The organism is Streptomyces sp. NPDC107522, from assembly GCF_055657525.1.
This window is the reverse complement of the sequence record NZ_JBVKAU010000002.1, coordinates 352,996-373,306: the sequence shown is the minus strand read 5'-3', so window position 1 is coordinate 373,306 and position 20,311 is coordinate 352,996. Positions and strand designations below refer to the sequence as shown.

At 70.4% G+C, this 20,311-nt stretch carries 20 protein-coding genes; 6 read left to right on the top strand and 14 right to left on the bottom strand.

Going from position 1 to position 20,311, the window contains the following annotated elements; genetic code table 11:
* A complete protein-coding gene (locus tag ACZ7L6_RS07030; protein ID WP_471920947.1) occupies positions 1-795 on the top strand; it encodes a hypothetical protein in 795 nt (264 codons plus the stop codon).
* On the opposite strand, the gene ACZ7L6_RS07025 is transcribed toward ACZ7L6_RS07030, so the two are convergent.
* Both ACZ7L6_RS07025 and ACZ7L6_RS07020 read right to left on the bottom strand, forming a co-directional pair.
* The gene (locus tag ACZ7L6_RS07025) at positions 741-2,846 is read right to left on the bottom strand and encodes a serine/threonine-protein kinase (protein WP_471920946.1); all 2,106 of its coding nucleotides are present in this window, start codon (positions 2,844-2,846) and stop codon (positions 741-743) included. The two genes, ACZ7L6_RS07030 and ACZ7L6_RS07025, sit on opposite strands and share 55 nt — an antisense overlap.
* A 95-nt stretch (positions 2,847-2,941) precedes the next feature.
* A complete protein-coding gene (locus tag ACZ7L6_RS07020) occupies positions 2,942-4,246 on the bottom strand; it encodes a DUF6986 family protein (RefSeq protein ID WP_471920945.1) in 1,305 nt (434 codons plus the stop codon).
* Between the two features lie 204 nt (positions 4,247-4,450).
* Between ACZ7L6_RS07020 and ACZ7L6_RS07015 the strand changes: the two genes are divergently transcribed.
* Positions 4,451-5,359 carry an endonuclease/exonuclease/phosphatase family protein gene (locus tag ACZ7L6_RS07015; protein WP_471920944.1) on the top strand — a complete coding sequence of 303 codons (909 nt, stop codon included), beginning with the start codon at positions 4,451-4,453 and terminating at the stop codon, positions 5,357-5,359.
* A 72-nt stretch (positions 5,360-5,431) separates the two neighbouring features.
* Here the strand turns inward: ACZ7L6_RS07015 and ACZ7L6_RS07010 are convergent, their stop codons facing one another.
* The 4 genes from ACZ7L6_RS07010 to ACZ7L6_RS06995 form a co-directional block, all read right to left on the bottom strand.
* Positions 5,432-6,394: an electron transfer flavoprotein subunit alpha/FixB family protein gene (locus ACZ7L6_RS07010; RefSeq protein ID WP_471920943.1), complete on the bottom strand. Its 963-nt coding sequence runs from the start codon at positions 6,392-6,394 to the stop codon at positions 5,432-5,434.
* A 74-nt stretch (positions 6,395-6,468) separates the two neighbouring features.
* On the bottom strand, positions 6,469-7,257 hold the full coding sequence (locus ACZ7L6_RS07005; RefSeq protein ID WP_398829115.1) for an electron transfer flavoprotein subunit beta/FixA family protein: 789 nt from the start codon (positions 7,255-7,257) through the stop codon (positions 6,469-6,471).
* Positions 7,258-7,499: 242 nt separating this feature from the next.
* The gene (locus tag ACZ7L6_RS07000) at positions 7,500-8,009 is read right to left on the bottom strand and encodes a flavin reductase family protein (protein WP_471920942.1); all 510 of its coding nucleotides are present in this window, start codon (positions 8,007-8,009) and stop codon (positions 7,500-7,502) included.
* A gap of 208 nt (positions 8,010-8,217) precedes the next feature.
* Positions 8,218-8,631, bottom strand: coding sequence for a TlpA family protein disulfide reductase (locus ACZ7L6_RS06995; protein ID WP_471921787.1), 414 nt, complete (start codon positions 8,629-8,631; stop codon positions 8,218-8,220).
* A 76-nt stretch (positions 8,632-8,707) separates the two neighbouring features.
* Here ACZ7L6_RS06995 and ACZ7L6_RS06990 point away from each other — a divergent pair, with 76 nt between their 5' ends.
* Both ACZ7L6_RS06990 and ACZ7L6_RS06985 read left to right on the top strand, forming a co-directional pair.
* The gene (locus ACZ7L6_RS06990; RefSeq protein WP_471920941.1) at positions 8,708-9,124 is read left to right on the top strand and encodes a DUF4395 domain-containing protein; all 417 of its coding nucleotides are present in this window, start codon (positions 8,708-8,710) and stop codon (positions 9,122-9,124) included.
* Positions 9,125-9,312: 188 nt separating this feature from the next.
* On the top strand, positions 9,313-10,041 hold the full coding sequence (locus ACZ7L6_RS06985; RefSeq protein ID WP_471920940.1) for a lysophospholipid acyltransferase family protein: 729 nt from the start codon (positions 9,313-9,315) through the stop codon (positions 10,039-10,041).
* A 45-nt stretch (positions 10,042-10,086) separates the two neighbouring features.
* On the opposite strand, the gene ACZ7L6_RS06980 is transcribed toward ACZ7L6_RS06985, so the two are convergent.
* Entirely contained in the window at positions 10,087-10,977 is an 891-nt protein-coding gene (locus ACZ7L6_RS06980; protein WP_471920939.1) for an SDR family oxidoreductase, read from the bottom strand.
* Between the two features lie 169 nt (positions 10,978-11,146).
* Here ACZ7L6_RS06980 and ACZ7L6_RS06975 point away from each other — a divergent pair, with 169 nt between their 5' ends.
* A complete protein-coding gene (locus ACZ7L6_RS06975) occupies positions 11,147-12,082 on the top strand; it encodes a LysR family transcriptional regulator (RefSeq protein ID WP_471920938.1) in 936 nt (311 codons plus the stop codon).
* On the opposite strand, the gene ACZ7L6_RS06970 is transcribed toward ACZ7L6_RS06975, so the two are convergent.
* Positions 12,057-12,752 carry a B3/B4 domain-containing protein gene (locus ACZ7L6_RS06970; protein WP_471920937.1) on the bottom strand — a complete coding sequence of 232 codons (696 nt, stop codon included), beginning with the start codon at positions 12,750-12,752 and terminating at the stop codon, positions 12,057-12,059. The genes ACZ7L6_RS06975 and ACZ7L6_RS06970 overlap by 26 nt on opposite strands.
* An 8-nt stretch (positions 12,753-12,760) precedes the next feature.
* Entirely contained in the window at positions 12,761-13,333 is a 573-nt protein-coding gene (locus ACZ7L6_RS06965; protein WP_471920936.1) for a transglutaminase domain-containing protein, read from the bottom strand.
* A gap of 198 nt (positions 13,334-13,531) precedes the next feature.
* Here ACZ7L6_RS06965 and ACZ7L6_RS06960 point away from each other — a divergent pair, with 198 nt between their 5' ends.
* Positions 13,532-14,902, top strand: coding sequence for a hypothetical protein (locus ACZ7L6_RS06960; protein WP_471920935.1), 1,371 nt, complete (start codon positions 13,532-13,534; stop codon positions 14,900-14,902).
* On the opposite strand, the gene ACZ7L6_RS06955 is transcribed toward ACZ7L6_RS06960, so the two are convergent.
* The 5 genes from ACZ7L6_RS06955 to ACZ7L6_RS06935 form a co-directional block, all read right to left on the bottom strand.
* Positions 14,899-15,969, bottom strand: a complete 1,071-nt coding sequence (locus ACZ7L6_RS06955) for a threonine aldolase family protein (RefSeq protein ID WP_471920934.1) — start codon at positions 15,967-15,969, stop codon at positions 14,899-14,901. The two genes, ACZ7L6_RS06960 and ACZ7L6_RS06955, sit on opposite strands and share 4 nt — an antisense overlap.
* The gene (locus ACZ7L6_RS06950) at positions 15,966-16,712 is read right to left on the bottom strand and encodes an SDR family NAD(P)-dependent oxidoreductase (RefSeq protein ID WP_471920933.1); all 747 of its coding nucleotides are present in this window, start codon (positions 16,710-16,712) and stop codon (positions 15,966-15,968) included. Before ACZ7L6_RS06950 ends, ACZ7L6_RS06955 begins: the two co-directional genes overlap by 4 nt.
* A 50-nt stretch (positions 16,713-16,762) precedes the next feature.
* Positions 16,763-18,751: a recombinase family protein gene (locus tag ACZ7L6_RS06945; protein WP_471920932.1), complete on the bottom strand. Its 1,989-nt coding sequence runs from the start codon at positions 18,749-18,751 to the stop codon at positions 16,763-16,765.
* A gap of 254 nt (positions 18,752-19,005) precedes the next feature.
* Entirely contained in the window at positions 19,006-19,755 is a 750-nt protein-coding gene (gene thyX / locus ACZ7L6_RS06940; RefSeq protein ID WP_471920931.1) for an FAD-dependent thymidylate synthase, read from the bottom strand.
* 103 nt (positions 19,756-19,858) lie between these two features.
* Complete coding sequence (locus ACZ7L6_RS06935; RefSeq protein ID WP_471920930.1) at positions 19,859-20,311, bottom strand: hypothetical protein; 453 nt, start codon at positions 20,309-20,311, stop codon at positions 19,859-19,861.

Genomic DNA, 20,311 nt, shown 5'->3' with positions numbered 1-20,311 from the left:
GTGGAGGACCGCACACTGGAGGCGCAGGGCCTGGCCGAGGCGCCGCGCGAGCATCCCCTGCTCTACCCCGGCGCGTGGCCCGAGGACTCCGGCCTCCTCGACGGGAACCGACTGCTCCCCCTCGACCAGCTGGTGTACGACGACCGGGTTCCGGTTCTCGCGGTCGGCTCCAACGCCTGTCCGGGCCAGCTCCGGCACAAGATGGCCGGGTTCGGGATCACCACTCCCATCCCGATGGTGAAGGCGCGGGTCACGGGCATCGAGGTCGGCGTCTCCGCGCATGTGAGCCGTATGGGATACGTGTCGGCCTCCCCCTTCAACGCACCTGCTGCCGTACGGGAGTTGTTCCTGACCTGGCTCGATGCCGAGCAGTTGGCGGTCATCGACGCGAGCGAGGGGGTGCCGCTGCCGAACGGCAACTACCGCCGGGCCTGGCTGGCCGCGCCCGAGGTCCAGGTCGTTCTGGCGGACGGCACGGCGCTTCCAGGTGCGTTCGCGTACGTCAACCGCCACGGAGTGCTGCACAACGGGGACGGCGGGCCCCGCACCCACCCTGGTCAGCGGGCCCTGCTCACCGAACTCCTCGGGACATCCGCCCGCTTACGGGAGCTGTTCGGCGTCACACCCGAGGAGTTCGTCGCACGGGCGCGTGCCGACGCGCTGCTGTGCGAGCGCGGCACCCGGCTGCTGGCGGAGGAGAAGCTGGTGACGGCCTCCGGCCTGGAGAAGTACGTACTGGTTCAGCAGACCGGGAGCCCGGGCACCGGCTCGTCGTTGTTGCCGCCCTCGATGTAGACGTCGCTGACGAAGACGTTCGTGTTGCCGCGGTCGTCGTCCGTCTTGGCCCACCAGACGTTGGTCCACTCGCCGTAGGTCTCGCGGCGGCCCAGGTCCTGCTGGCAATAGAAGTAGTTGGTGCCCGCGTTGAGGACACCGACCTCGGTGCCGGAGGCGGTGTAGGACGTGGCTGTCTTCCAGACCTGGCAGTTGTACTTGCCGCCGCCGATGGAGGAGCAGGACGCGCCGGGTGTGGTGCTTCCGCCGCCGCCCGTGGTTCCGCCCCCACCGGTGGTTCCGCCGCCGCCCGTCGTACCGCCGTCGCCGGAACCGCCGCCCGTGGTACCCCCGTTGGTACCGCCCCCGCCCGAGGTCTTGGTCGGGGACGAGGTGGGGGGCCGGTCCGTGGGTTCGCCCGCCGTGCTGCTCGGGGACTTGGTCGCGCCGGGGGACTTGCCGTCGTCGTCCTTCTCGGTCAGGCCGGCGTCGCCCGAGCGGTCGGCGTCGGGGCTGCCGGTCGCCGGGGCGGAGGTGTCCGTGGAGGTGACGGCAGAGGTGTCCTGCGCCTTGTCCTTGCTGTCGTCCGTGGTGTTCAGCAGGGCGACGGTGACCCCGCTCGCCGCGAGGACGACGGTCACGGCCGCGGCGGCGAGCAGGGCGCGTCCCTTGCGTCGGGAGGGGGTGCCGGAGGAGGTACCGGAGGACGTGGCCATCGGGCCGGTGGCGCCCAGGTCGTGCGGCTGCGGGGCCGGGCTGCCGAAACCCTGCGCGGGCCCGCCGTACGGCCCCGGCGCACTGCCGTACGGCGGCACGTCCGGCGTGCCCGGGGCGCCCTGTCCGGGTCCGGCCGGGCCGGGATGGCCGACGGCGCCGAACCCTTGTGCCGGCGGCGTGCCCGGTTCAGGAGCCGCCGGGCCGTTCGAGCCCTGCCCCGCGGTCCCGAAGCGCGGTGCTCCCGGCAGGTCCGACGCGGGCACGCCCTGCCCCGGTGTGTCCATGCCCCGAGCACTCGGCGCTCCCTGCCCCTGGCCGCCGTACGCCTGCCCGACGGGCTCGGTGGGCCCGGCCGCCCCGAACCCCTGCCCGCCGGCATCCGGCGCCGTCGTGGGCCCGGGCGCAGGCGGCACCGGGGGGACGCTGCGCTCCGTCTCGTCCCGGGCGGGCACGGCGCCCTCCGGCCCCCGCAGCGCCGCCGTCGGCGCGTCCGAGCCGTCCGAATCCGCCACCGCCCGGAGGAGTTCGCGCGCCTCTTCGGCCTCGGGACGGGACTCGGGCCTCTTGTCCATGAGTCGCTCGAGCACCGGGCCGAGCGGCCCGGCGTTACGGGGCTCCGGCAGAGGCTCGGAGACGATCGCGGTGAGCGTGGAGAAGGTCGACGTACGGCGGAAGGGCGCGGAGCCCTCCACCGCCGCGTACAGGGTGGCGCCCAGGGCCCAGACGTCCGAGGACGGGCCCGGGTCGGCGCCTTGGGCGCGCTCGGGGGCCATGTAGTCCAGGGAGCCGACGAGATGGCCGGTGCGGGTCAGGTGGGTGGCCGAGCCGTCGCCGGGGTCGTCCATCGTCGCGATGCCGAAGTCGGTGAGCACGACGCGGCCGGAGGTCTCGAGCAGGATGTTGCCGGGCTTGACGTCACGGTGCAGGACGCCGGCCCGGTGGGCGGCGGCCAGCGCGTCCATGACCTTGGCGCCGATCCCGGCCGCCTCACGCGGATCGAGGGTGCCGCGCTCGCGCAGCACGGCTTCCAGGGAGGGGCCGTCGACCAGCTCCATGACGATGAGCGGGCGTCCGTCGACCTCGGCGACGTCGTGAATGGCCACCACGCCGGTGTGCCGGACCCGGGCCGCCGCGCGGGCCTCGCGCTGCATCCGCAGCCGCAGGTCCGCGAGTTCGGGACCGTCGGCGTCGCTGTAGGTGCGCAGTTCCTTGACGGCGACCTCACGGCCGAGGACCTCGTCGACAGCTCTCCAGACGACACCCATGCCGCCCCGCCCGAGCTGGGCCACGACCCGATAGCGCCCGGCCAGCAGCCGGCCGGCCTCGTCCGCCTGTCCGTACTCCCCCGAAGACACCGCTGCCCCGTTCCTGTGACACGTCAATGCGTGGCGTACAGACTACGGGGCAGCTGTGACAGCGTCGGCCGGTGGTGACGGCCGTGACCGGCCCGCTACTTGGCCGAGACCGTCAGATCACCGCGCCGGGGCGCCGCGAAGCCCTCCAGATCGGCACGGGTCAGTCCGGTCAGCCGGGCGACCTCGGCGATGTCGAGGGCGCCGCAGTCCAGGCCGCGCAGCAGGTAGCCGCTGAGAGCCTTGGCGGTGGCGGGCTCGTCCATGACGTCGCCGCCGGCCCGGTTGGCGTACCGCGCGAGGCGGGCGGCAGCCTGCTCGAAACCTTCACGGTAAAAGGCGAAGACGGCCGCGTACCGGGTCGGGATGTGGCCGGGGTGCATGTCCCAGCCCTGGTAGTAGGCGCGGGCCAGGGCCCGGCGGGTGAGGCCGTAGTGCAGGCGCCAGGCGTCGTGGACCTTCTCGGTCGGGCCGACCGGCAGGACGTTCGTCGAGCCGTCCGAGACTCGTACGCCGGTGCCGGCCGCCGCGACCTGCATGATCGCCTTGGCGTGGTCGGCGGCCGGGTGGTCGCTGGCCTGGTAGGCGGCGGAGACGCCGAGGCAGGCGCTGTAGTCGAAGGTGCCGTAGTGCAGGCCCGTGGCGCGCCCCTCGGCGGCCTGGATCATGCGGGCAACGGTGGCGGTGCCGTCGGTGGCGAGGATGGACTGGCTGGTCTCGATCTGGATCTCGAAGCCGATCCGGCCGGGTTCGAGCCCGTGCGCCTTCTCGAAGGCCTCCAGGAGCCGCACCATGGCGGTGACCTGCTCGGGGTACGTCACCTTGGGCAGGGTGAGCACCAGCCCGTCGGGCAGTCCGCCGGCCTCCATCAGGCCGGTGAGGAAGATGTCGAGGGTGCGGATGCCCCGGTCGCGTACCGGCGCCTCCATGCACTTCATGCGGATGCCCATGTACGGCGCCGCCGTGCCGTTCTCGTACGCCTCGGCGATCAGCCGTGCCGCGCGGGCGGCCGCCTCGTCCTCCTCGGCGTCCGGGCGGGGGCCGTAGCCGTCCTCGAAGTCGACGCGCAGGTCCTCGATGGGCTCGCGCACCAGCTTGGCGCGCACGCGCGCGTGGACGGGCTCGGCGAGCTCGTCGGACAGACCGAGGACGGCGGCGAAGGAGGCGGCGTCCGGGGCGTGTTCGTCGAGGAGCGCGAGGGCCTGCTCGCCCCAGGAGCGGATGGTGTCGGCGGCGAAGACGTCGCCGGGGACGTAGACGGTGTGGACGGGCTGGCGGGTGCCGGGGTCTCCGGGGTAGCGACGCTCCAGCTCGGCGTCGACCGGCGCGAGGGAGGCGCTGATCTCCTCGCTGACGGCGCCCGCGAGGCTCGTCGCCACCTTCTCCTGCTGGCCCTGACCCATCCCACATCCTCCTGATTTCCGCTATACGAAATCAACATTTCGTAGAACGAAGTTATCCGGGGACCTTCCTCCTGGTCAACACCGTGTCCACGGGGAGCCACTCCCCGATCTCGCCATGTTCACGCCCATCTCAGGACGCGGTATCACACTTCCATACGCACGCCCCGCACGACTCGTCCGGCAGTTCCCAGCGAAGGAGCCTCAGTGCCGCACCACAGCCGAGTCACGCGCCGTCTGGGCCTGAAGGCCGCGTTGGCCGCGGCGGTCACCGCGCCCCTCTCCAGTACAGCACTGCCCACGTCCGCCGCCTCGGCGGGCGAGCGTCCGTCCCGCCGCCACCTCCAGGTGATGTCCTTCAACCTGCGCTTCGCGAGTACCACGGAGCCCAACAGCTGGACCGTGCGCAGACCGGTGATGCGCGAGCTGCTGCGCCGCGAGGCCCCGCACGTCATCGGAACCCAGGAGGGCGTCTTCGCGCAGCTGCTCGACATCGACTCCGACCTCGGACCGCGTTACGACTGGGTGGGCACCGGCCGGCTGCACGGCAGCCGCGACGAGTCCATGGCGGTCTTCTACGACTCCCGCCGCCTGCGCCCGACCGAGTACGACCACTTCTGGCTCTCCGACACCCCGGGCGTGATCGGCTCCAACACCTGGGGCGCGGCCTTCCCCCGCATGGTCACCTGGGTCCGCTTCCGCGATCTGGCCGACGGCGGGCGGGAGTTCTACGTCCTCAACACCCACTTCGACCATGCGAGCCAGTACGCGCGCGAGCTGAGCGCCTTGCTCGTCGCCGACCGGATCGCCGGCTTCGACCGCTCGTTACCGGTCGTGGTGACCGGGGACTTCAATGTCGCCGCCCACCGGAACACGGTGTACGACACGCTGCTCGGCGCCGGTCTCGTCGACACCTGGGACACCGCACGCGAGCGCAGCGCGCTGTACGCGACCTTCCACGGCTACAAGCCGCTGACGCCGAACGGCGACCGCATCGACTGGGTCCTGACCACGCCCGGTGTCAGCGCGCACCGCGCGACGATCAACACGTTCTCGGACGACGGCCAGTTCCCGAGCGACCATCTGCCCGTGCAGGCGTCGCTGAGCCTGGGATGAGGACCCCGGCATGAGCCGAGGCCCCCGTGACCGTCGGGACGGTCACGGGGGCCTCGATGCGCCGGTTCGGGATCAGCCCTTACGGGTCTTGATCTCCTCGGTCAGCTGCGGGACGACGTCGAAGAGGTCGCCGACCACGCCGAAGTCGACCAGCTCGAAGATCGGGGCCTCGGCGTCCTTGTTGATCGCCACGATCGTCTTCGAGGTCTGCATGCCCGCGCGGTGCTGGATCGCGCCGGAGATGCCGGAGGCGATGTACAGCTGCGGGGACACGCTCTTACCGGTCTGGCCGACCTGGTTGGTGTGCGGGTACCAGCCCGCGTCCACCGCGGCACGCGAGGCACCGACGGCCGCGCCGAGGGAGTCGGCGAGGGCCTCGATGATCGAGAAGTTCTCCGCGCCGTTGACGCCACGGCCACCGGAGACCACGATCGCGGCCTCGGTCAGCTCCGGACGGCCCGTCGACTCACGCGGCGTGCGGCCGGTGACCTTGGTGCCGGTCGCCGCGGCCGAGAAGGTGACGGACAGGGCCTCGACCGCGCCGGCGGCCGGGGCGGCCTCCACGGCGGCCGAGTTCGGCTTGACCGTGATGACCGGGGTGCCCTTGGAGACACGGGACTTGGTCGTGAAGGACGCGGCGAACACCGACTGGGTGGCCACCGGGCCCTCGTCGCCGGCCTCCAGGTCGACGGCGTCGGTGATGATGCCGGAGCCGATGCGCAGCGCCAGACGGGCGGCGATCTCCTTGCCCTCGGCGGAGGACGGCACCAGCACGGCGGCCGGGGAGACGGCCTCGACGGCGGCCTGGAGGGCGTCGACCTTCGGCACGACCAGGTAGTCGGCGTACTCGGACGCCTCGTGGGTGAGGACCTTGACCGCGCCGTGCTCGGCGAGGGTGGCGGCGGTGTCGGCGGCGCCGTTGCCCAGCGCGACGGCCACGGGCTCGCCGACGCGGCGGGCCAGGGTCAGCAGCTCCAGGGTGGGCTTGCGGACGGCACCGTCCACGTGGTCGACGTAGACGAGAACTTCAGCCATGGGAATGCTCTCCTGCGGAAATTGCGAAGTCTTAAGGGGCGGAAGGGGTGTTGAGCCTCGAGCGGGCCGGCCCCTTAGATGAACTTCTGGCTCGCGAGGAACTCAGCGAGCTGCTTGCCGCCCTCGCCCTCGTCCTTGACGATCGTGCCGGCGGTGCGGGCCGGGCGCTCGGCCGCGGCGTCCACGACGGTGTAGGCACCCTCGAGACCGACCTCCTCGGCCTCGATGTCCAGGTCGGACAGGTCCCAGGACTCCACCGGCTTCTTCTTGGCGGCCATGATGCCCTTGAAGGACGGGTAGCGCGCCTCGCCCGACTGGTCGGTGACCGACACGACGGCCGGCAGGGAGGCCTCGAGCTGCTCGGAGGCGGCGTCGCCGTCCCGGCGGCCCTTGACGGTGCCGTCCTCGACGGAGACCTCGGACAGCAGGGTGACCTGCGGGACGCCCAGGCGCTCGGCGAGCAGGGCCGGTACGACGCCCATGGTGCCGTCGGTGGAGGCCATGCCGGAGATGACCAGGTCGTAGCCGGCCTTCTCGATCGCCTTGGCCAGCACCAGGGAGGTGCCGATGGCGTCGGTGCCGTGCAGGTCGTCGTCCTCGACGTGGACGGCCTTGTCGGCACCCATGGACAGCGCCTTGCGCAGGGCGTCCTTGGCGTCCTCGGGGCCCACCGTCAGGACGGTGATCTCCACGTCGTCGTCGGAGTTCTCGGAGATCTGCAGCGCCTGCTCGACCGCGTACTCGTCGAGCTCGGAGAGCAGACCGTCCACGTCGTCCCGGTCGACGGTCAGGTCATCGGCGAAGTGCCGGTCGCCAGTGGCGTCGGGCACGTACTTCACGGTGACAACGATCCTCAAGCTCACGCCGGCTCTCCTACTGCGTCGACATTTCTCTGCTGCCTACTTGCAGGCAGCATAGGCGCCCCAAGTGGCCGTTCCCGCTCGGGGCGACCCGCGCTCCGAGCGAAATATTACTCGTCAGTACACCCAGTTCGTTCCCGCTAAGCAAGCGCTTTGAACTGTGACCTTTGCAACGCAGCGTAATCGGAATTCGACGGCTTCGCAGAACGGCGGAGCGGCTGATCGGTCACATCGGCATGGTGAGGTCAGTCACGCAGGCCGTGAAACCGGCCCTGGTGATAAAGGAGCGGACGTCCGGGGCCGGTGGGGTCACCGAGGAGGACCTCGGCCAGCACGATGCGGTGATCGCCCGCCGGCACGCGGGCCACGATCCGGCACACCATCCAGGCCAGGACGTCGTCGAGCAGGGGGACGCCTTCGGGGCCCTCGCGCCAGGCGGTGGGCGGGCCGAAACGGTCGGCCCCGCTGCGGGCGAAGGTGGCGGCCAGCTCCTGCTGGTGCTCGCCGAGTATGTGGACGCCCACATGGTCCGTCCCGGCAATCGCCGGCCAGCTGGAGGCACCGGTGCCGATGCCGAAGGACAGCATCGGGGGCTCGGCGGAGACGGAGGTGAGGGAGGTGGCGGTGAAGCCGACCGGTCCCGCCTCACCGCGGGCGGTGATCACGGCCACTCCGGCGGCATGCCGCCGGAAGAGGGAGCGGAGCAGGTCGGGAGAGGCGAGCTGGGTGGTGTCGAGGCCGGACGTGGCCGTCATGGAGTTGTCCTTCTGCGAGGGGAGGCGTACGGACCGGGGGCTGTTCAACAGCCCGGACAGCGCGCGCTCGCGGTGCGGGCCAGGTCGACGTGGGCCCGTCCGAAGAGAAGGAGTTCCTCAGGCATACGGTCAGGCTGACGATAGGTGGTGCGCACAGTCAAGTAGGTCCCACCATGTGGGAGATGACTCACCCTCTGGTCACAGCAGCTCAGACGGCCTCCCCCAGCGCGGCGATCACGTCCGCCTTGCGCGGCTGACCGGTGGCCCGGCGTACGACGTTGCCGTCGGCGTCGAGGACCAGCACGGTCGGCGTCTTGAGGATGTCGAGCCGGCGGACGAGGTCCAGATGGTCCTCGGCGTCGATCTCGACGTGGGTCACGCCCGGGACCAGGCCGGCCACCTCGCCGAGCACGCGCCGGGTGGCCCGGCAGGGCGCGCAGAAGGCGCTGGAGAACTGCACGAGCGTGGCCCGCTCGCCCAACTCCTCGCCCAACTCGGCCGCCCCGAGCCGCTTTCCGTCGTCGCGCCCGCGCACCCGTACTCTCCCGCTCCGCCGCCGCTGCAGCACTCCGTAGGCGCTCGCCGCCGCGAGCACCACCACGCACACCACCAGTCCGGTCATCACCTGCTCAAGCATTCACGAGACTGCAAAGATTCCCGACTTCCCGGAAGCCTTTCCATTGCGGAATGCTTGATTCATGGACATCGATGCGAGGGGACCGCGCTTCGGGGCGGCCGTGACGACCGTGGTGCTCGCGGTCGTGCTGGTCACCGGGAGCGCCTGGCTGCTGGCCTGGCAGACGCTGGCGTTCGCACTGGGCGCGGCGGGCGGGGTGGGCCGTTCACCGTACGGCTGGCTGTTCCGCAAGGCCGTACGGCCCCGGATCGGGCCGCCGACCGAGTTCGAGGCGCCGGAACCCCCGCGGTTCGCGCAGGCGGTGGGGCTGGTGTTCGCCGGCGTCGGGCTGGCCGGGTACACGCTCGGGCCGGTCTGGTTGGGGCTCGCCGCCACCGGGGCCGCGCTCGCGGCAGCCTTTCTGAACGCCGTCTTCGGGTACTGCCTGGGGTGCGAGATGTACCTGCTCGTACGGCGGGTGGCGGTGCGCGCCGAGTAAAGGCGGGGCCAAAGTCCGAGGTGGATCAAGGGGTGGACGTGACGAGGATCTCGCCCTTCACCGGCACTTGGGCTTGGCCGTCAGCCGTTCTTGGGGCACGATCTGCGACATGCCGTAAACCTACGGCTGCGTAACTTTCCCACTGGGAGCCTCCTTCCCAGGCAGAGAAGGAAGGGTCCAACCCGTCCATGGCAGAGCTTGTCTACCGCCCCGTCGTCGGTTTCGCCCAGACACTGTTCAAGGTGTGGGACCTCAAGATCGACTGCAAGGGGTCGGAGAACATTCCGCGCTCGGGCGGCGCCGTGCTGGTGAGCAACCACATCAGCTATCTGGACTTCGTCTTCAACGGGCTGGCGGCGCTCCCGCAGAAACGTCTCGTTCGCTTCATGGCGAAGGAATCCGTCTTCCGGCACAAGATCTCCGGTCCGCTGATGCGCGGCATGAAGCACATCCCGGTGGACCGCAAGCAGGGTGAGGCAGCCTACGCCCACGCGCTGGACTCGCTGAAGTCCGGCGAGATCGTGGGGGTCTTCCCGGAGGCCACGATCTCGCAGTCGTTCACCCTGAAGAGCTTCAAGTCGGGGGCCGCGCGGCTGGCCCAGGAGGCCGGTGTGCCGCTGATCCCGATGGCCGTGTGGGGGACGCAGCGGCTGTGGACCAAGGGCCAGCCGCGCAACTTCAAGCGGAGCCACATCCCGATCACGATCCGGGTAGGCGAGGCGATCGAGGCGTCCAGGGACAAGTACGCGGGCGCCATAACGCGTCAGTTGCGCGAGCGTGTCCAGGAACTCCTGGAGGCCGCCCAGCGTGCCTACCCGGTCCGTCCGAAGGACGCCAACGACACCTGGTGGATGCCGGCCCACCTCGGCGGTACGGCACCGACGCCGGAGCAGGTCCGCGAGGCCGAGGCGCGCTGAGCGCGGGGACCGGCCGGCGTCGGCCGAACTCCGTTTCCGCCGACGTCAGTTGAAGTAGTGGCCTGCTTCGAGATCCGCCAGGAGCCCCTGCCGCGTGGGCTGCCAGCCCAGTAGTTCGCGGGTGAGTGCGCTGGAGGCCGGGGCGTCCGCCGCGAAGAAGGTGCCGAGCCAGCCGAAGTGGCCCGCCGCCTCCTCGCGAGGGATCGAGGTCACCGGCAGGTTCAGGTGCCGCCCGATGACCTGGGCGATGTCGCGCACCGGGACGCCCTCGTCGTCGATGCCGTGCAGCCTGCTGCCGGCGGGAGCCTTCTCCAGTGCCAGCCGGAAGAGACGGGCGGCATCGACGCGGTGCACGGCGGGCCACCGGTTGGAGCCGTCGCCGGGGTAAGCAGAGACGCCCTTCTCGCGGGCGATCTCCATCAGACGCGGGACGAAGCCGTGGTCGCCCTCGCCGTGCACCGACGGCGGGAGCCGCACCACCGAGACACGCACGCCCCGCTCGGTGAACGCCAAGGCGGCCTGCTCCGACTTCCGGGGCACGGCGTGCGCCCCCGGGTCGACCACGTCCTCCTCCGTGGCGGGGCGGCCCGACGCGAGGAACATGGCACCGGCGGTGACGACGAGAGGGCGGTCGCTGCCCACGAGCGCCTCGCCCATCGCCTCGATGGCCCGCTGATCGGCCGCTGCGGCGGCCGGGTAGTTCGAGAAGTCGTGGATGAACGCCAGGTGGGCGACACCGTCCACCGCGGCCGCCGCCTCCCGAAGGCCGTCGAGGTCGTCGAGGCTGCCCCGGTGCACCTCGGCCCCGGCCTCCTTCAGCGCCGTGGCGGAACGGTCCGATCGCGCCAGACCCAGGACCTGATGTCCGGCCTCCAGCAGGTCGCGGACGACCGCGGACCCGATGAACCCGGTCGCGCCGGTGACGAAGACACGCACAGGAGAGCACTCCTTCAGCAAGGGAAGTCGGAAGGCCCGGACGTTTCCGGGCCGGTGACTCCACCTTGCGAGCCCGAGCCGCTCCGGGTCCAAGTCCCCTTTCGCAGCGGGCCATACGTTTCAGGCATCACCGCAGCCCACGGCCGGTGATGAGGCGTACGTTGGAGAAATGTCCCAGTCGCCGCAGCCCTCGCCGGACCTCGATCTGCGCCTCGTGCGCTACTTCACGGTCGTCGCCGAACACGGCCACTTCGGCCGTGCCGCCGAGGCCTTGCGCGTGGCCCAGCCGTCGCTGAGCCGGCAGATCCGCCGGCTGGAGCAGGAGCTGGGCGCCCGTCTGCTCGACCGCACCCCGCGCGGCACCCGGCTGACCGAGGCCGGCGAGGTCTTCCTGCCCCGCGCGCGGGCGCTGCTGCGGTCGGCCGCCGAGGCCACGGCACGCACCCGGGCTGCGGCCCGGCCCGGCAGGTTCACGGTCGGCTACACCACGACCCTCATCGTCACCCCGGCCGTACGGGCCCTGCGCCGCCGCCGTCCCGACGCCGAGGTGCACGCTGTGCATCTGCCCTGGGACGAGGCGCATGCGGCCCTGCTCGACCACCGGGTGGACGCGGTGGTGACGCGGCTGCCGCTGGTGACCGACGGCCTGGAGGTGACGGTTCTCCATGACGAGCCGCGGGTGCTGATGGTGCCGCTGGACCACCGGCTGGCCGGCAAGGAGTCGGTGACCCTGGACGACATCGCCGACGAGCCCATGCCGCGGGTGCGGGACAACCCGGTGTGGAACGCCTACTGGCGCATCGATCCGCGGCCCGACGGGCGCCGCGCTCCGGACGGTCCGCTGGTGGACGCCATGGAGGACAAGTACGAGCTGATCGCCGACGGTCAGGCCGTGGCGATCGTCCCGGCCACCCCGCGCGTGCACACCATCCGCCCCGACCTGACCACGATCCCCCTGGAAGGCGTCGAGCCGAGCCATGTGGTGCTGGTGACGCGCGCCGGGGACCGCGGCCGGCTGGTCGCGGACTTCCGCAGGTGCGCCCGGGACACGCTCGGGCGCCCGGACCGCACGACAGCAGTCAGGACGCCGCAGGACGCACCGTGATCCGGGCGCCGGGGCTGAACTTCTCGAGCAGTTCGGCGAGTTCGCCCGCCGCGGCCTCCACCTCGGCGACCGGCATCGGGGCCAGGCTCTCCAGCAGGAAGATGCCGGAGGTGGTCTGCTCGGTGAGCCGGGTGCGCGGCCCCTGGCGCCAGTTCCAGCGGCGGCAGGTCACGCCCGCGTCGTCGCGCCAGACCACCTCGCCGGGGTCGGGGTGTTCCACGACCTCCTCGCCGCCGGCCACGGTCACGAAGTCCTCGTCCCCGGTGGCGCGCACCAGCCGCATCCCGCCCTGGATGCGGTCGATGTCCTCGCCGCCGACAGGGATGAGGTGGGCGACGCTGATGGCGTTGTAGACGTCGACGAGAAGGTTGATGCGCGGCAACCCGGCCTCCGCCAGGGCCCGCTTGGCCAGCGCCTCCGCCGAGTTGCGGGTGCGGGAGGGCTTGGAGCCGAACGCCGTGTAGACCTCACGCCAGGCGGCCATGTGCGGGTCCTCGTGCGGGGCGCGGCCGTCCAGGCGTACGGCGAGCCGGTGGGCCGCGTCGTCGAGCAGCGCGGAACTGGCCTCGGTGCTCGGGCCGTTGGTCAGCCCGTGCGCCTCGACGGCGATGTGCGTGAAACCGGGCGCGAGGGTGTGCACCTCGTCGGACACGGTCAGGGAGAGGGTCATCGCCTGCCTCAGAGTGCGGTGGGGAGCGTCTTCCACAGGTACGGCCGGTCGGGGGCGGCCTTGAGAGCGCTGAGGACGGCCGGGTGCGGTTCAGCATACAGGACCGGGTAGTCCAACTCGTTGGACTCCAGGTCGGGCGTGAAGGCCAGCCGCTCGCCGTCCAGCGAGAACTGGGCGTCCACGCCCGGTTTGTTGCCCCGCGGGTCCTGCCGATGCCAGGCGCCGTTGAACCGCACGGCGACCAGGCCGTGCACCACGTCGAACTTCTGGTAGCACAGCGCGGTCGGGATGTCCTCGGCGCGCAGCAGTGCGGCCAGCGCGTGGGCCTTGGCGTAGCAGATGCCGGTTCCCTGTTCCAAGACGTCGGAGGCGCGCCAGGTGACCCGGGGATCGCCGGAATCCTGCGAGTGCGGAACGGCGTCCCGCACGAACTCGAACGCCGACCGCGCATATTCATACGAGTCAGCCACTCCGTCGGCGAGCTTGGCAGCCGTCTCACGGACGAGCGGATGGTGATGGTCGATCACGTCGTCAGTGGCCAAGTAGGCGGACAGGTCAGCGGTTTGCTGGATCATCTGCATGCCCGCAGAGCGTAGGTGCCATCCCAGGCGCGCGTCAATCAATTTTCCGATCACTGCATATGTATGCATCATGGAGGGGCTGGCCCGCTGATCGTCGGGAGAACGGCTGAACATCGCCGCAACCAGACGCCCGGCCACAACCTCTCCCGCCTGCCGCGGGTCTCGGCCACGGACCGGTTCATCGAGAAGGGGGAACTCATGAAGCATCGCCTGCTCGCAGCCACGCTCGCCGGCTGTGCCCTGACCGCGGTCGGGTTCGGGCCCGCGCACGCCGTGTCCGACCAGTTGTGGATCAGCGCTCCGTCCGACACGGTGCTGCCGGGGGCGGACGCGGACGGTGACGCGCCCGAGCGCACCCTCGCGGTGCGGGTCGGCCACGACAACACCGAACACGGGGTCCCCGCCGGCCGACTGACCGTGGACGCGAGTGAGATCGCCTCCTTCGCGCAGGTGTCGTGGCCCGCCAACTGCACGCCCGAATCGGCGCTCAAGGCCGTCTGCGACTTCGGGGACATGCCGGCCGGGACGGACGGCGTGGCGGCCGCCCTGCTCGGACTCCGCGCACTGCCGGACGCGGACCTCACCGCGTCCGGGCACGTCCGCTACACGGCCGCCGCCGGGGAACTGACCGCGTTCCCGGCGGAGACCCGGATCACCTTGGGCAACGGCCCCGACCTCGGGCTCAGTCAGGCCGACGACCAGCGGGACCTCACGCCCGGCACGAGCACCCAGGTACGGGCGACGGTGGCCAACAGCGGCAACCGCGCGGCGGACCGCACGCTGCTGTGGGTGGACGCGTCGTACGGGCTGCGGTTCAAGGAGCGGCACTCCAACTGCGAGTACAGCCAACGCGCCACCGGCACATCCGCGCTGTGCGTGCTGGACCAGGCGGTGGCTCCGGGCGAGCGATACGAGTTGGTCACCGCGCTCGGCGTCGGGCGCAAGGCGCTGCACGAGAGGTTCGACCACTCGGTCCTGCCCTACTCGGACAAGGCGATGGAGGAGGCCCGCGGTGACGCGACGTGGACCCGGGGAACGGGTCCCGGGCTGAACCTGCGTCCTGTGGCGGCGCGGCAGGCCGCGGCCGGCGAGGAGGACCTCGACCTTTCGGACAACCACCGGTCCGTACTCCTCGACGCCAGGAACACCGCCGACCTCAAGCTCACCGGCAGCAGGGTGCGCGGGGCCGTCGGCGACACCGTGACCGCCCACGTCACCGTCCACAACCGCGGCCCGGCATGGGTGGCCTCGCTCGGCGCGGGCGCGGCCGTGGCCACCGTACGATTCCAGGCGCCGTCGGGCACCGCGGTGATCGGCCTGCCGGAGGAGGAGTGCGGGGCCGAGCGGCCGTCCGAGGAAGGCCCGTCCGTCACGACGTACTACTGCCGGACCCCGCACTACCTGCACGACAAGGCGTCCCACACCTTCGGCATACGGTTGCGGATCGACGAGGTGGTACGCGGGGCACGTACCACCGTCGAAAGCCTCAACGACGACCCCGAGCTGCCCATCAGGAAGTTCGACCCGAACCTGCGCAACAACAGGACGGAGATCGTCGTGAACGGCTAGCGCGCCATCTCTTCCTTCAGCGCCGCGACGAACGCGTCCACGTCCTCCTCGGTCGTGTCGAAGGCGCACATCCAGCGCACGACGCCCGCCGCCTCGTCCCAGAAGTAGAACCGGAACCGCTTCTGCAGACGCTCGCTCACGTCGTGCGGGAGCTTGGCGAAGACGCCGTTGGCCTGCACGGGGTAGAGGATCTCGACCCCGTGCACGGCGCGTACGCCCTCGGCGAGGCGCTGGGCCATCTCGTTGGCGTGGCGGGCGTTGCGCAGCCACAGGTCCTTGGCGAGCAGGGCCTCCAACTGCACGGACACGAAGCGCATCTTGGAGGCGAGCTGCATGGACAGCTTGCGCAGGTGCTTCATGTGGCGGACGGCGTCCTGGTTGAGGACGACGACCGCCTCGCCGAACAGCGCGCCGTTCTTGGTGCCGCCGAGGGAGAGGATGTCGACGCCGACCGCGTCGGTGAACGTCCGCATGGGCACGTTCAGGGAGGCGGCGGCGTTGGCTATCCGGGAGCCGTCCAGGTGCACCTTCATGCCGTGCGCGTGGGCGTGCTCGCAGATGGCGCGGATCTCGTCGGCCGTGTAGAGGGTGCCGAGTTCGGTGCTCTGGGTGATCGAGACGACCTGCGGCATCGCCCGGTGCTCGTCGTCCCAGCCGTACGCCTGCCGGTCGATCAGCTCGGGGGTGAGCTTGCCGTCGGGCGTGGGTACGGTGAGCAGCTTCAGCCCGCCGACCCGCTCCGGCGCCCCGCACTCGTCGACGTGGATGTGCGCGCTCTCGGCGCAGATCACCGCGCCCCAGCGGTCGGTGACCGCCTGGAGCGCGACGACGTTCGCGCCGGTGCCGTTGAAGACCGGGAAGGCCTCCGCCGTGGCGCCGAAGTGGCTGCGGATGATCCGCTGGAGGTTCTCGGTGTACGCGTCCTCGCCGTAGGCGACCTGGTGCCCGCCGTTGGCCAGGGCCAGGGCGGCGAGCACCTCCGGGTGGGCGCCGGCGTAGTTGTCACTGGCGAAGCCGCGGACGTCCGGGTCGTGGTGACGCCGGGCGTCGGTCTTCGGAGGGTTCACGGCTTCTCGGTCAGCCACAGGCGGTTTCCGTTCACTTCGGCGGCGGGCTTGTCCCAGACGCCGACGATGGCCTCGGCCAGGTCCTTGACGTCCGTGAAGCCCGCGAACTTCGCGTTGGGTCGCTCGGCGCGCATCGCGTCGTGCACCAGCGCCTTCACCACCAGGATGGCAGCCGCGGACGTCGGGCCCTCGGGACCCCCGGCCTTGCGGAAGGCGTCGGCCAGCGCGAGCGTCCACGCCTCGGCGGCGGCCTTGGCGGCGGCGTACGAGGCGTTGCCCGCGGTCGGCTTCGTGGCGCCGGCGGCGCTGATCAGCACGTAGCGGCCGCGCTCGCTGCGCTGCAGGGCCTCGTAGAAGGCCAGCGAGGTGTGCTGCACGGTGCGGATCAGCAGCAGCTCCAGGAAGTCCCAGTCGTCGAGGCTGGTCTTGATGAAGGTCTCGCTGCCCCGCCAGCCGCCGACCAGGTGGACCAGGCCGTCGATGCGGCCGAAGTCCTTCTCGATGTGAGCGGCCCAGTCGCGGGTGGACTGCAGGTCCAGCAGGTCGACCGGTTCGCCGGTGACGGTCGCGCCGCCCGACGCGTAGCGTGCCGCGTCCACGGCCTCCGCGAGCCGCTCGGGATCGTTGTCCGCCGCGGCGACCGTCGCGCCCGCCTCGGCCAGTCGCAGCAGCGCCGCCCGGCCGGCGGGTCCGCCCGCACCGGCCACCGCGATCACCGCACCGCTGAGAGCCCCGTTCGCCATGTTCTTCGCCTCCTGAGCAGCGTGCGCGTTTTCCCCGTGCTTGCCGTCGCTCACGCGGCGACTCGCTCGGCGCTCTCCGCCGTGATGCCCTTCGTGGAAGCAGTTCGCCCACGCACTTCAGTTTCCACAACATCCTCCGGTGAATCGTCGATCACGCCGTAAATCTTCATGGGAGGCAGAGTGTAACCAGAAGGAGCTTGGACCCCTTCGTACGGGGCGAGGGCTTCCAGCGCGGCCTCATACATGCCCTCCGAGAACCAGCGGCGACCGAGGCGGTAGAGGAACCCCCAACCCTTCCCGCCCATGCGCTCATCTCGGTCGTAGTCGTGCCACCCCTTGATCTCTCGCAGCTTCTCCAGCAGCATCTCGAAGCACGGCCGGTCCTCCGGCTTGGGCCGGCGTCCTCCTGCCAGGATGCCCTTGACTCTCGCCCATTGCTCGTCGGAGACCGCGAGGGGAATCGTGACCCCGTTCTTGCGGTGCCACTCAAGCATCGGGTCCTTGGTTCCGCCCTTCTGCCCGGACGTGCTCTCGCCGACGATCTCGACCCGCACCCGGAGGAGTTCCAAGATCCGCTTCTTGTCGACGTGCCCAAGATCCTTGACGTTGGTGCCGACCCGGTCGATCAGTGCGCGCATACTGTCGGCCTTCCCCTCCTTCTGCTCGGCATCCTCCAGCCACTCGGCGATGCGGTCCTGCTCCGCGCGCAGCTCCTTCTCCTTGGCTGCGATCTCCTCCTTCAGCTCCCCGATCAACTTCAGGTCGTTCTCGTCGTCCTCGTCGAGGGAGGCGACCAGCATCGCAATCTTCTTTCGCCGGGTGTTGCGCAGCTTGTGCAGCGTGGCGTCGATCTCTTCCATGCGGGTCCGGTAGGAGTCCGCCCGCTCGGGGACGCTGCCCAGCCAGTCGTCGATCAGCCCCTTGATCTCGTCGGGGTTGGTGAGGAGCTTGGAGACCTCGTCCCAGACCCACTTCTCGGTGTCCGCGGCGGGTATCTGCTTGCAGGTGTGGCCCTCGGCGAGGGTTTCCTGGTTCGAGCAGCGGTAGACGACGTCGCCCTGGTCGGCGCGGGCTGAGCCGTAGCGGCTGTGGCCGCACTGGCTGATCAGGTGGCCGGAAAGCAGGTGGTTGCTGTAGGAGGTCCGTGGGGTGCCCTTCATGTCCTCCAGGGCGGCCTCCAGGGCCCTGCGCCGGCTCTCCTCCGCGAAGAGGGGAGGCAGTTCCAGGCGGTAGGAGGTGGTGATCTCCTCGCCGTCCTCGTTCATGCCCGAGAAGGTGAAGTCGACGTATCCGCGCACGGCCAGCTTCAGGCGGAGGATCAGGTTGTTGCCCTCCCACAGCTTGCCGGTGCGGGTGCGGTAGCCGAGGTCGTTCAGCGCGTCAGCGGCCTCACCCCGCTTCATCCTCTTGTCGACCAGGAACTCGGCCGCCTTGAGGATCACGTCAAGTTCGGCGGGGTTGACGACGGGCTCGCCCTCTTCGTCGAGCATGTAGCCGTAGGGCGGGGTGCCGCTGGCCCAGCCTCCCCCGGAGATCTTCTTGATCCGGCCGCCCATCGTGCGCTCCAGGATCAGGGCGTGCTCGACCTCTGCCATGTACGCGAGGAGGGAGAGCTGGATGCCGAACATGTCGTCGTCGGAGTCGATACGTCCGTCGGCGGTGGCGATGCGCACCTTCCGGCCGGTGGCCTCGTCGACCACGATGTCGGTCGCGTCGTACACCCAGCGGTGGATGTTGCGCATGGTGCGGCCGATGCGGTCCAGCTTGGCGAAGACCACGACGTCGATCAGGCCGGCCTCAATGTCGGAGGTGAGGCGGTCCAGGTCTTCACGGTGTGCAAGTTTGCCCGACACGCCTCCGTCGCAGTACACGTCCACGATGGTGTGCGGTACGCCTCTGAGTCCGTAGTCGACCCATGCTCTGCACCGCTCCTCCTGCACGTCGAGGCCGTAGCCGTCGAGCTGCTTGGATGTAGAAACTCGCAGGTAGATGGCGACTCGCAGCGTCTTGCGCTGGCGCGGCAGGGTCTTGCTCCTCATGATTTCCCCCTCCTGATCGGGATGGTGCGGGTACGCAAAACCCCCCGGCCTGTCGGCTCGGGGGGCGTTGTGCGCCGTGTGTAACTTTACCTTTACGCCCCCTCTTGGGCCAGTGTCACACTGACACAGGGGGGTGTGTCACTTTCGCTCGTCGTCCTTGACTGTGGGTCCGAAGAGGATGCGCGCGAGGTCGGCTCGCTCGGCCGGGGTCCACCGGGTTCTGCGCCACTCGACGCTCACGATGGGGTTGTCGCTCACGGGGCCACCCGACCGTTGCGGTTGAAGGCGGCGAAGGTGGTCGGCATCTGCTCGGCGAGGTGGTCTTCCATCCGCTCGGCGACCATCTCGATCTCGCGCTGGGGGAAGCTGGGGAACTTGCTGACCTGGCTGATGGTGCGCAGTCCAAGGAAGTGCATCAGGGAGCGGGCGTTGCAGGTGGCGTAGTAGCTGGTGAAGATGCCGACCGGGAGCGTCATGCGCGCTACCTCGCGGGCGACGCCGGCCTTGAGCAGTCCGCTGTATGCCTGGTACGCGTCTTCGTAGGCGGTCGTCAGGGCGGTGGTGGTCTGGGACCGGAGCTTGGCGTCGCCGGGCTCGAAGGTGTAGCGGCCGGGCTTGCCCACCTGTACGAGGTTGCGGTCCGGGCCGGGCACGTAGAAGACGGGCTGGAGTTCCTTGTACCTGCCCGACTCCTCGTTGTACGACCAGCCGGCGCGGTGTCGGAAGTGCTCGCGCGCCACGAACAGCGGCGCTTCGATGTAGAAGGTGAGCGAGGTGTGCTCGAAGGGGCTGCCGTGTCGGTCCCGCATCAGGTAGTTGATCAGACCGGAGTCGCTGGCCAGGTCGACGACCCTCTCGTGGGAGCCTCCGATGGTGGAGACGCGGGCCGCGGTGGCGACGTCGGAGTCAGTGGCCGAAGCCTTGACCAGCTCGACGGTGACGTCAGTGCGGGTGGTGATCACGGGGTTCGTACCTCCTGGGTCTCGTTCGTCTTGGCCTTCCATGTGTGGTCGGTGATCAGGGCGCCGCTCAGCATCCCGAGGATGAAGACGCCGAGCATGAACGTCACGATCACGGGGCGGTTGTCCCGCCTACGCTGCGAAACTTTCACACGGCCTCGCCTACACGGACCATCAGCTCACGCAGGGAGGCCACCGTCGTGGCGTCCTTGGCGTCTCGGGCGGCGAGCTCCTGGCGGTGGACGTCCGCCTCGTTCGCCATCTCCTGGACGGCGGCGATCACGCGCGCCATGTTCTGCGGACTCCAGATGTTCCCGCCGAGGATGGCGTCACCGAGGGGGAGGCCGACAATCTGGGCGATCTTCTGCACTACGTACCGGGCCTGGCCGCCGATGCTGTTCTGGTTGTAGGCCGCCGGGCAGTGGCCTGCTCGACACAGCTCGACCTCCTTGACCAGCTCCGCGAACTCTCCCGCGAAGCCGCCGACCGCAGGGGCCGGCTCGGTCTCGACGACCTTGAGCGTCATGGTCGGCTGGTCCCGGAAGACCAGGGACTCCGACTTGATCTGCTCCAGGTCCGTCCCGCTCCACTCGTTCGTCAC